The 10,576-nt window shown below is 73.8% G+C and carries 12 protein-coding genes and 1 pseudogene; 6 read left to right on the top strand and 7 right to left on the bottom strand.

The features are described from left to right. Nucleotides 1-151 precede the first annotated feature (151 nt). The 3 genes from ACXR2U_RS19765 to ACXR2U_RS19775 are packed head-to-tail and all read left to right on the top strand — an operon-like array spanning nucleotide 152 to nucleotide 3,018. Entirely contained in the window at nucleotides 152-535 is a 384-nt protein-coding gene (locus tag ACXR2U_RS19765; RefSeq protein WP_458826798.1) for a winged helix-turn-helix transcriptional regulator, read from the top strand. Between the two features lie 22 nt (nucleotides 536-557). Further along, nucleotides 558-1,637: a D-alanine--D-alanine ligase family protein gene (locus ACXR2U_RS19770; RefSeq protein WP_458826799.1), complete on the top strand. Its 1,080-nt coding sequence runs from the start codon at nucleotides 558-560 to the stop codon at nucleotides 1,635-1,637. A gap of 4 nt (nucleotides 1,638-1,641) precedes the next feature. Further along, complete coding sequence (locus tag ACXR2U_RS19775; protein WP_458826800.1) at nucleotides 1,642-3,018, top strand: cytochrome P450; 1,377 nt, start codon at nucleotides 1,642-1,644, stop codon at nucleotides 3,016-3,018. A 10-nt stretch (nucleotides 3,019-3,028) separates the two neighbouring features. Here ACXR2U_RS19775 and ACXR2U_RS19780 read toward each other — a convergent pair whose 3' ends face one another. Then, entirely contained in the window at nucleotides 3,029-3,574 is a 546-nt protein-coding gene (locus ACXR2U_RS19780; RefSeq protein WP_458826801.1) for a DUF3515 family protein, read from the bottom strand. A 72-nt stretch (nucleotides 3,575-3,646) separates the two neighbouring features. Further along, nucleotides 3,647-3,895, bottom strand: a complete 249-nt coding sequence (locus ACXR2U_RS19785; RefSeq protein WP_458826802.1) for an Lrp/AsnC family transcriptional regulator — start codon at nucleotides 3,893-3,895, stop codon at nucleotides 3,647-3,649. 30 nt (nucleotides 3,896-3,925) lie between these two features. On the opposite strand from ACXR2U_RS19785, the gene ACXR2U_RS19790 reads away from it, so the two are divergent. From ACXR2U_RS19790 to ACXR2U_RS19800, 3 genes are read left to right on the top strand one after another with little or no spacing between them, the layout of a single operon-like run. Then, on the top strand, nucleotides 3,926-4,897 hold the full coding sequence (locus ACXR2U_RS19790; RefSeq protein ID WP_458826803.1) for a thiamine-phosphate kinase: 972 nt from the start codon (nucleotides 3,926-3,928) through the stop codon (nucleotides 4,895-4,897). A 7-nt stretch (nucleotides 4,898-4,904) separates the two neighbouring features. Beyond that, nucleotides 4,905-5,390: a GNAT family N-acetyltransferase gene (locus tag ACXR2U_RS19795; RefSeq protein WP_458826810.1), complete on the top strand. Its 486-nt coding sequence runs from the start codon at nucleotides 4,905-4,907 to the stop codon at nucleotides 5,388-5,390. Further along, complete coding sequence (locus ACXR2U_RS19800) at nucleotides 5,387-6,325, top strand: FAD-dependent oxidoreductase (protein WP_458826804.1); 939 nt, start codon at nucleotides 5,387-5,389, stop codon at nucleotides 6,323-6,325. Before ACXR2U_RS19795 ends, ACXR2U_RS19800 begins: the two co-directional genes overlap by 4 nt. Here the strand turns inward: ACXR2U_RS19800 and ACXR2U_RS19805 are convergent. The 5 genes and pseudogenes from ACXR2U_RS19805 to ACXR2U_RS19825 all read right to left on the bottom strand — a co-directional run. Then, nucleotides 6,315-6,923, bottom strand: coding sequence for a TMEM165/GDT1 family protein (locus ACXR2U_RS19805; protein ID WP_458826805.1), 609 nt, complete (start codon nucleotides 6,921-6,923; stop codon nucleotides 6,315-6,317). The two genes, ACXR2U_RS19800 and ACXR2U_RS19805, sit on opposite strands and share 11 nt — an antisense overlap. Before the next feature lie 212 nt (nucleotides 6,924-7,135). After that, complete coding sequence (locus ACXR2U_RS19810; RefSeq protein ID WP_458826806.1) at nucleotides 7,136-7,651, bottom strand: DUF1697 domain-containing protein; 516 nt, start codon at nucleotides 7,649-7,651, stop codon at nucleotides 7,136-7,138. Between the two features lie 22 nt (nucleotides 7,652-7,673). After that, complete coding sequence (locus ACXR2U_RS19815) at nucleotides 7,674-8,825, bottom strand: geranylgeranyl reductase family protein (protein WP_458826807.1); 1,152 nt, start codon at nucleotides 8,823-8,825, stop codon at nucleotides 7,674-7,676. Beyond that, on the bottom strand, nucleotides 8,822-9,415 hold the full coding sequence (locus tag ACXR2U_RS19820; RefSeq protein WP_458826808.1) for a methyltransferase domain-containing protein: 594 nt from the start codon (nucleotides 9,413-9,415) through the stop codon (nucleotides 8,822-8,824). The genes ACXR2U_RS19815 and ACXR2U_RS19820 overlap by 4 nt, the downstream gene beginning before the upstream one ends. Before the next feature lie 70 nt (nucleotides 9,416-9,485). Next, a pseudogene (locus ACXR2U_RS19825) lies at nucleotides 9,486-10,576 on the bottom strand (hypothetical protein); the annotation flags it as partial.

Genomic DNA, 10,576 nt, shown 5'->3' on the forward strand with positions numbered 1-10,576 from the left:
CGAGTGACCCGCAGGATCAGAGTGACTCCGGTCACGCGAGTGGATGGGTCGCCCGGCCGGCGGCGTTGGACCCCACATGAGCAACCTGGTGCAGACGACGAGGTCGCGCGGGAACGCCCTGCCGACAGGGGTCGGCCCGTACACTCCAGCGGTGGCCGGCCCGAGCGTGGAGCGTGTCGAACGCACCGAGCGGTGCACCGTCGCGTTGTCCCGCGCGTTCGAGATCCTCGGCAAGCGGTGGAACGGCGTGATCATCGGCGCGTTGTCGATCGGCCCCGCGGGGTTCGCCGAACTGTCCCGGGCCGTCGCCGCCATCAGCGACTCGATGCTCTCCGACCGGTTGTCCGAGCTCGTCGCCGTCGGCGTGGTCTCCCGTGACGTCGCCGCCGGACCCCCCGTCACCGTGAGCTACAGCCTCACCGAGGCCGGTCGGGCGCTCGATCCCATTCTCGGCGAGCTCGAGGGCTGGGTGCGAACGCACCTGCCGCTGCCCGACACGCCCACCGCCACGGAGCGGACCGCAGCCGCCCGGTAGGTCCGCTCGGTAGGTTGCCGGGGTGCAGAGCACCCCGGACCGCCGTCTCCGCGTCGCCGTGGTCTACGGCGGCCGCAGCAGTGAGCACGGAATCTCCGTCGTGTCCGCGGGCAGCGTCATCGCCGCGCTGGACCCCGACCGGTACGAGGTCGTCCCCGTCGGCATCACCACCGAGGGTCGGTGGCAGCTGACCGCGACCGACCCGTCCCGGATGGCCATCGCCGGCCGCGAGACCCCCCACGTCGGGGAGGGCACCGAGGTCGTCCTCTCGCCGGACCCGCACGGCGGCGGGTTGGTCGCGCTCGGGGGTGGTGACCTGCCGGCGGTCGACGTCGTCTTCCCCGTCCTGCACGGGCGGTTCGGCGAGGACGGCACGGTGCAGGGCCTGTTCGACCTCGCCGGCATCCCCTACGTGGGCTCCGGCGTGTTCGCGAGCGCGGCCGCGATGGACAAGGAGATGACCAAGAAGCTCCTGCGCGCCGACGGTCTCGACGTCGGCGCGTTCGCCGTCCTGCACCGCGGCGACCCGGTGCTCGCCGCCGACCTCGAACACCTCGGCCTGCCGGTGTTCGTCAAACCGGCCCGGGCGGGCAGCAGCGTCGGCATCACCCGGGTGCGCGACTGGAGCGAGCTGGCCGACGCCGTCCGTCTCGCCCTCGAGCACGACGACAAGGTCCTGGTCGAGGCCGCGCAGACCGGGCACGAGGTCGAGTGCGGTGTGCTGGAGGACGCGGACGGCGTTCCCCGCGCGAGCGTCCCCGCGCAGATCCGGCTGAAGTCCGGCCACGACTGGTACGACTTCGAGGCCAAGTACCTCGACGACGCCTGCGAGTTCGACGTCCCGGCCGACCTGCCACCCGACGTCACGCGCGCCGTCCAGGACGCCGCGGTCGCGGCCTTCCGGTCCCTGGACTGTGCCGGGCTCGCCCGGGTCGACTTCTTCGTCCACGACGACGGCCGCCTCGTGGTCAACGAGGTCAACACCCTGCCGGGCTTCACCCCGGTCTCGATGTTCCCGCGCATGTGGGCCGCGAGCGGGGTCCCGTACCCTGAACTGGTCGATCTCCTGGTGGCCTCGGCCCTGCGTCACGGGGCACGATGAGCCGATGAGCCTCGCGGACGCCCCCGTCGTCGGATCCGCCCTGCGCGAGACGAAGCTGCTGGCCCGCTGGACCGCGCTCGACGGCCTCCCACGCGTCGCGATCAAGCGGGCGGCCCGCGCGGGGGACCCGCAGGCGCGCCTCATCGTCGACCCGACCCTGCGCGACGACGCGAGCGCGGTGTGGGACGAGGTGCGTGGACGTGGTCGGGTGACCCGTACCGCGGTCTCGGCCATCACCGTGGACCACGGGATCGCCTTCGACGTGCTGCGGTCCGACGACTTCCGCGTGGTGTCCATGGGCGAGCAGCTGCCGGGCCTGCTCGGCAAGATCGAGGCGACCACGCGCACCGGCGCACTGCACCCGGTCCAGGCGCCGTCGCTGCTCTCGGTCGAGCCGCCGGAGCACACCCGCTACCGGACGCTGGTGTCGTCGGTGTTCACCGCCCGCGCCGTCGCGCAGCTGCGCGACCGGGTCCAGCTCACCGCCGACGCCCTGCTCGACGCCCTCGAACGGCGCCGCGCGGCCACCGGCGCCGAGGTCGTCGACCTGGTCGAGGCGTACTGCTCCCGACTGCCGGTCGCGGTGATCAGCGACATCCTCGGCGTGCCCGAGGAGGACCGCGACCTCGTGCTGCACTTCGGCGAGGCCGCCGCGCCGAGCCTGGACTTCGTCCTGCCCTGGCGGCAGTTCCGCCGCACCGAGCTCGGTCTGCTGGCGTTCGACCGCTGGCTGTCGGGCCACATCGCCCGGCTGCGCTCGCACCCCGGCGACGACCTCATGAGCCAGCTCATCGCCGCCACCGACGGCGAGGGCCGCCTCGACGACCGCGAGCTGCGGGCCACCGCCGGGTTGGTGCTCGCCGCCGGGTTCGAGACGACCGTCAACCTGCTCGGCAACGGCACCTGGCTGCTCGCGCGTCACCCGGACCAGCTCGCCCTGGTGCGGGAGGACCCGTCGCGGTGGTCCACGGCCGTCGACGAGGCGCTGCGGCTGGAGTCCCCGGTCCAGATGACCGCCCGGATCGCCAAGCGCGACACCGAGCTCGCCGGTGAACCGATCGCCCGCGGGGAGATGGTCATCCTGCTGCTGGCGGCGGCCAACCGCGACCCACAGGTGTTCAGCGACCCGCTGCGGTTCGACGTCACACGCACCAACGCCGGCCGGCACCTCGCCTTCTCCGGCGGACGTCACTTCTGCCTCGGCGCCGCCCTCGCCCGGGCCGAGGGCGAGGTCGGGCTGCGCACCCTGTTCGAGCGCTACCCCGACCTCAGCCTCGCCGGCGGCGGCGTCCGCCGTTCGACCCGCGTGCTGAAGGGGTTCGCCTCCCTGCCCGTCCGCCTCGGCGAGCGGGCCCCGGCCCCGGAGCTCGCCGCGCACTGACGGCCGAGCGCTACGGGCGCGAGCCGCAGTACTTCGCGTCGGGCGGGTCGCCGGGCGTGGGTTGGGTGCAGACCTGGGGGAGTGCCCGACCGATGACGTCGGAGATCTGCACGAGGAACGGCGCGTCGCCCTTCGGCAGCACGGCCTCGAAGTACACGGCCCGGTCGATGACGGTGAACGTGACGCGGTCGCCGGTGCCCCGTGCGACCCAGCTCGCGCCGTAGCCCGCGGGCGAGGTGATCTGGTTCACCGTGCCGTAGTCGAGGTCGTCCCGGAGCCAACTCGGCCGCGGCACCCCGCACTGCAGCGTCACCAACGGGTCGCCCCAGGCGAGGAACGACGGCCCGCCCGGCGTCACGACCAGCGGTTGGATCTTCGTCTCACCGTCGTCGAGGGTGACCGGCATCGACTGCATGACCGGGTCACAGACCTTCGCCGTGGCCTGGTCGAGGTCGGGCACCGAGGTGCGCAGCGGGCCGGGGGTCGCGCTCGGGCCGGGCGTCGCGGCGTTGCCGCCGCCGGTCTCGCCCACGAGGAACGCGACGACGAGCACCACCGGGAGCGCGACGGCGGTCGCGATCAGGGCGGCGGAGCGGGTCGAACGGTGGATGACGGGGCCTGCCGGGTCTCAGATGTTGACGATGAGACAGAGCAACGTGCGGGTGATCCCCGCGATGCCCTGCACCCGCGCCACGACGACCTTGCTGAGGTCGTCGATGGAGGGAGCGGTCGCGCGGACGATGACGTCGTACGGGCCGGAGACGACCTCGGCGGTCACGTCGGGGATCTCCTGGATCGCCTTGCGCACGCCGGAGGCCTTGCCGATCTCGGTCTGCACGAGGATGTAGGCGCTGACACCGGTCGTCGGTTCGGTCACGCGCAGCAACGTACTCCAGCGTGGCTAGGGTTGGCCTGGCCGTCCGAAGGAAGGGACCTCTCCATCACCGTCTCCGATCTGGGTGAGTTCGGGCTCATCGCCCGCATCACCGACCAGTTGCCCGGCGCCCCGTCCACCCTGATCGGTCCGGGGGACGACGCCGCGGTCGTGGCGACCCCCGACGGCCGGGTCGTGGCCTCCACCGACCTGCTGGTCGAACACCGCCACTTCCGCCGCGACTGGAGTTCGGCGGCCGACGTCGGGCACAAGGCCGCCGCGAAGAACTTCGCCGACATCGCCGCGATGGGCGCCGTGCCGACCGCGCTGCTGGTCGGGTTCGCCGCGCCGGCGGACCTGCCGGTCGAGTGGGCCGACGGCGTCACCCAGGGGCTCAAGGAGGAGTGCGGCGCCGTCGGGGCCGCGGTCGTGGGCGGCGACGTCGTCGCGGCCGACGTCGTCATGCTGGGGGTGACGGCCCTGGGTGACCTGCAGGGCCGGGCACCGGTGCTCCTGCGCGGCGCCCAGGTGGGCGACGCGGTGGCCGTCGCGGGCCGGCTCGGGTGGGCCGCCGCGGGGTACGCGGTGCTCGCCCGGGGGTTCCGCTCCCCGGTCGCCGTGGTCAACGCCCACCGCCGCCCCGAACCGCCCTACGCCGAGGGCGTCGTGGCGGCCCAGGCGGGAGCGACGGCCATGACCGACGTGTCCGACGGTCTGGTGGCCGACGTCGGTCACATCGCGTCGGCCAGCGGCGTCCGCATCGAGATCGCCTCGGCGCGCATCCCGGTGCCGGCCCGTTTGAAGGAGGTCGGCTCGGCGCTCAACGTCGACCCGATGACGTGGGTGCTGAACGGCGGCGACGACTACGCGCTGGTCGCGACGTTCCCGCCCGGCACCGACCTGCCCGACACCTGGACCGAGATCGGCACGGTCGTGCTCGGCGACGGCGTGCGGGTGGACGGCCGGCGATGGCCGTCCGGTGGTCACGAACACTGGAAGGCCTGACAGCGTGATGTTGCGAGATGCAACGGTCCGGTTCGAGGTCCGGAGGTACGACGACCCGTTGGTCGCCGGGCTGATCGAGATCCTCCAAGCCGACTTCGTGCAGCGGTACGGCGGTCCGGACGCCGCGGTCGTCGACCCCGACGAGTTCGCGCCTCCACGCGGGCTGTTCCTGGTGCTGTTCGCCGGCGACGAACCCGTGGCCATGGGCGGGTTCCGGCTCCTCTCGGACCCGGCTCTCGCCGTCCCGACCGCCGAGATCAAACGCATGTGGGTGCACCCGGACCACCGGCGTCAGGGGTACGCCCGCGCCGTGCTGGCCCGGCTGGAGTCCGACGCCGCCACGGCCGGGCTGCAGGCGCTGATCCTCAACACCGGCCGGGAACAACCCGAGGCCATCGAGCTGTACCAGTCCGCCGGGTACGAACCGGTCCCGGCGTTCGGTCACTACGCGACGACCCCCGGTGCGCTGTTCTTCGGCCGTCGGCTGACGTGACCGCCTCCGACGGCGTGACGGTCGTGGGCGGCGGGGTCGTGGGGTTGTCGTCGGCGCTGCGGCTCGCTCAGGCCGGCGCCACCGTGCGGGTCCTGACCGCCGACCCGCCGGCGAGCACGACCTCGGCGGTCGCGGCCGCGATCTGGTCCCCGTACCGGGCGTACCCGGCCGCACTCGTCGACGGCTGGGCCGCGGCGTCGTACGCGGTGTTCGCGGGGCTCGCCGCCGCTGAGGTGCCCGGGGTGTGGATGCGGCCGGGTCGGTCGCTGCTGCGGACCGGCAAGGAACCCTCGTGGCTGGCGGTGGTTCCCGGCGCGGTCGTCGCACCGTCGTCGGTGGCCGGTGTGCCGGCCGAGGTCCGGGTGGTCGTGCCCGTGGTCGACATGAGCGTCTACCTCGCGTGGCTGGCCGCGCGGTGCGTGGCCGCCGGGGTCGAGATCACGCGGGGGAACGTCACCGCGCTCGAGGACGTCCCGGGCTCGGCCGTCGTCCTCGCCGCCGGCCTGCGCTCCGGGCCGTTCGTCGACGACGCCTCGGCGTTCCCGGTCCGCGGGCAGGTGGTGCGGGTGGCGAACCCCGGCCTGACGACCTGGACGCTGGACGAGCAGGCCGAGTTCGGCCTGACCTACGTCGTGCCGCGGGGCGCGGACGTGGTGTGCGGGGGCACCGACGACGAGGGGGAGTGGTCGACCGAGCTCGATCCCTCGGTGGAACAAGCCATCCTGGCACGCTGCTACGAGCTGGAACCGTCGTTGCAGGGTGCACCGGTCCTGAGCCGCGCGGTGGGGCTGCGGCCGGGTCGCCCGGCGGTGCGCCTGGAACGTCTCGACGACTCGGGCCGACCCGTCGTGTGCTGCTACGGCCACGGTGGTGCCGGGGTGACGCTGTCGTGGGGGTGCGCCGCGGACGTCGCGCGGCTGGTGCTCACCCCGTGACGAGGGTGACGACCGAGTAGACCGCGAACCCGAGCAGCACGACCGCCCCGATCGTGTGGAGCACGCTCACCTTGAGGTACTTCAGCAACGTCTGCCCCAGCGTGATCGCGAGCAGGGACGCGGTGCACAGGCCGATCACGGCGCCGATCGCGACCGACCAGGTGTCGTGGTACTTGGCGGCGAGGTTGGCCGTGAGGATCTGGGTGATGTCGCCCCACTCGCCGACGAAGATGACCAGGAAGCTCGTCCCGTACGCCGCCAGCGCGAGGTGGCGCGGACTCCGTGTCGGTTCGCTGCGTTCGACCTCCTGCTCGCCTTCCTCCTCCTCGTCGGCGTGCCGGGTCACCCACAGGTACACCGCACCGGCGAGGAACAACGCCGCCACGATGCTCTCGACCACCGTCCGGGGGGCGAGGCGCAGCAGTGATCCGGCGGTGACGGCGATCGTGACGTGGACGACGAAGGCCGATGCGATGCCCAGGAAGACCCACCCGGGCTTGAAGCGGCTGCCGAGCACCAGCGAGGCGAACATCGACTTGTCGGGGAGTTCGGCCAGCAGCACGACGCCGGCCACGAGCAGGATGAGCAGGGGGTCCATCGGGTCGAGGGCCTCTCCGGTTCGGGCCGCCCGGGTCGAGGCCGTCCGGGGCGGACGCTCCGACCCGGACGACGTGGGACACGTCTCTTCGGGTCGAAGGTCTCGCCCACCTGGACGTCCAGGTCGCGGGTGCCGGGCCGGTGGGGCTGGCCAGTGTGTCGACACCCGTGTTGCGGGCTACTCCCCTTCGCTGGGTCACGACGATACCGGCCTCAGAGCAGCGCGGCGACCTTGGCCATCGTGCGGGCGTTGCGCGAGGTGGTGTGCGCCTTGTACTTCCGCTGGGCCAGGATCTTGGCGAACGGTGTCGTGAGGGTGTGGCCTTCCTCCACCTGCCAGTACAGGACGTGGGGTCCGCGGGCGTGGGGCTCGTCGGCGGGAGCGAGTTCGTCCAGCTCGTCGAGGACCTTCTCGTCGGAGCCGAGCAGGTAGTAGGTGTGCCAGCCGGCGACCGGTTGCAGGGTGCAACCGTCGATGGCCGCCTCGAAGTCTGCGGCGTCGAGCAGCACGATCCAGGCGTCGTACCCGAACGTGTCGCGCAGGGCCTTCTCGATCGCCGGCTTCAGCGTCGTCCGCCGGCGGGGACTGCTGAACACGGCGTTGCCACTGGCGAGGACCGTCCTGACGTCCTCGAGGCCGAGGGCCTCGAGGCACTGCTTCAACGCCGCGGAGGTCACCGTGATCGAGCCGACGTTGACGCCGCGCAGGAACGCCGCCCACCTGGTCACCGTCGTGATCCTGCCGAACGGCCTACCGCTGCGCCACCGCCAGGGCGAGGCGGACCACCCGGTGCCGCAGCAGCCGGGGGAACGTCGTGCGGCCGGTCGTGAGGGCGCGGAACGCGGCCCAGCCCGGAGCGGTGCGGGCGATCACCAGGTGGAACCAGCCCGGACGGCGCTCGAACGCCCGCAGGCACTCGCGTCCGGCCCGCATCTCGGCGCCGAGGGTGGTGTCGACGTGGGCTGAGTACCACGGCCCGATCGACGCGGCCGGGTGACCGTCGAGCAGGCGGGCGGCGGCGCGGCCCGCCAGCCGGCCCGAGCGCAGGGCGAAGGAGATACCCTCGCGCGTCCACGGCTCGAGCAGCCCGGCGGCGTCACCGGCGAGCAGCACCCGGCCGCGGGCGAGCGGTGAACCGTCGGCCCGGCAGTGGGTGAGGTGGCCGCCGCTGCTCACGGCGGTGGTCCCGGTGAGGTCGAGCGCCGAGACCATGTCGGCGAGGTAGCGCTTGCCCTCGGCGCCGCGCTCGCGGTCGAGGATGACGCCGACCGTCAGCTGGTCGCCCTTGGGGAACGCCCAACCGTAGGAGCCCGGCAACGGCCCCCAGTCCAGGTGGACCCGGCCGGACCACGCGCGCTGCAGCTCGGGGGTCAGGGCGAACTCCGTCTCCAGCCCGAGGTCGACCTGCTCGAACCGGGCGCCGACGTACCGGCTGCTGCGCCCGGCGCTGCCGTCGGCGCCGACCACCACCCGGGCCCGGACCTCGCCGGTCGAGGTGGTGAGCACCACCGCGTCCTCGGCCTTGTGGAAATCGCGCACCGTGCAACGGTCGCGGATCTCGACGCCCAGCCCGGCGGCGTGGTCGACGAGTGCGGCGTCGAACTCCTGCCGGTAGACCATGCGCAGGACCGGTCCGCCGTCGGCCGAGTCGCGTCGCCGCAAACCCTTCCCGGCGTGGGTGAACGTGACGACGTCGACCTCGGCCCGCAGGGGTGGTTCGAACCCCTCGGGCAGCGAGTCGACCGTGATCTGCAGCAGGCCGCCGCCGCACAGTTTGTAGCGGGGGAGTTCCTCGCGCTCGAGCAGCAGGACCGACGCCCCGGCTTCCCGTGCGGCGATCGCCGCCGCCGCGCCCGCCGGCCCCGCGCCGATGACCACCAGGTCCCAGGTCGGCCCGCTCACGCGCGTTCCGCCAGCACGGTCATCCAGTCGTCGTAGCGGCCGTGGCCGTGCTCCAGCCACGTGACCCGCCACCCGGCCTCGGTCAGGAGGTCCCGGAGCGCGGGCTCGCGCCAGTGGACGAACCAGCGCGGTGCGTCGAGCTTGCGGGTGCTCCACACGTCGCCGTCGCCCTCCTTCACGGTGAAGGCCAGCCACGACGCAGCCAGCGTTGCACGCTGCAACAGCGCCGCCAGATCGTCCGGGGCGAAGTGCAGCAGGACGGCGTTGGCGAACAGGACGTCGTACGGGCCGCCGAGGTCGTCGGTCAGCGCGTTCAGGACGTCGGCGGTCTGACCCCCGGCCCGCAGTCGATCGACGAACGCGACGGTGGCGTCGGTGCGCCGCACCCTCAGCCCGCGACGCTCGAGCGCCAGGGCGCAGTCGCCCGGTCCGGAGCCCAGTTCGAGAACGGTTCCGCCGGGGGCCAGCGCGGCCAGTCGGTCGTACAGCTCGACCAGCGGGGCGGGAGGGTCGGTGCGGGCGGTGAGGTACCGGTCGGCGTGCGCCTCGTAGACCGCCAGGGTCCGGCGGTTCGCCTCCCGCGCGTCCACGGCTGTCACAGTAGGCCGGTACCCGCCGGTCCCCGCTGGGACCCGGCGACGGGTCGCCCGAGCGTTCCGGTCAATCCAGCGTCAGGGACGACCCGGCGTCGGTGGGCCACGAGAGCACGAGACTGCCGGGGGGCGCGTCGAGGCTCGCGCTGGGGGAGTCGACCTCGGCGGTGAACGCCCCGCGCGCCGTCGACGCCGCCTCCCGTACCTCCGCCTCGTCCTGGACCTTCACGATCACCGTGCGCACGGGGCGCCCGGCCGCCGCCTCGGCGGGGTCCTGGGGCGCGGCGACGACGTCGACCGGCTGCGACTGGGCGATGACCGCGAGCAGGGTCGCCGCCCGCAGGTCGAGCGCGCCCGCCTCGAACACGGGCGCGGCGGCGGAGGCGATGGTCACGGCGGCGTTCGCGGAGAGCCCCCGGCAGGCGCTGGCGGCGGTCTCGGCGGCGCGGTCGAGACCCGACTGCACCTCCTCGGCGGTGCCGGTGACGACTTGACTGACCGTGACCCGGTCGCCGCCGTCGGTGAACAGCGCCAGCAGCACCAGGCTGCGCGCGGAGCCCGCGGACGCGACCGACGGCGCCGGATCGGGGGCACCCCTGTCCACGACGACGACCCCGACCCGGGCCTCACCCGCGCCCGCCACGGTGTCGGCCGGTACCCCGGCGGCGTTGAGGTCGGCGGCGAGTCCGGCGTCGGGCGACACGATCCGGCGTTCGGTGGTCACGTTGCCGGCTAGCCAACTCGCCGCGGCGCGGGCAGCGGACGGGACGGTGGCGGTGGCGGACGTCCCGCCTCCGCCGCTGCCGCCGCGGCTCACGGCGATGCCGACGGCCGTGCCGGCACCCGCCAGCACCACCACAGCCGCGGCGGAGGCGACCAGCAGGCGACGACGGGAACGCGGGTCGCGGTACCGGGGGGCGACCGGTCGGGAGCGGCGCGGGGTGCGGGGCACGTCGGCGGCGCGGGTCGTCGGTCCGGGGTTGTTGGCGGGGGACAGGCCCAGCGCGTGGGCCAACTGGTCGCTCGGCAGGGGCGCACGGGGGGACTGGTGGCCCGACGGTGGGTGCGGCACCGCGGTGTCGCCCGCGGCGCCCGCCGCAGCCGGGGTACCGCCGGTGTCCGGGGCGGGCTGCCTCGGGTCGCGCGGCGTAGTGGCGG

The sequence above is a fragment of the Jatrophihabitans sp. YIM 134969 genome (assembly GCF_054456675.1).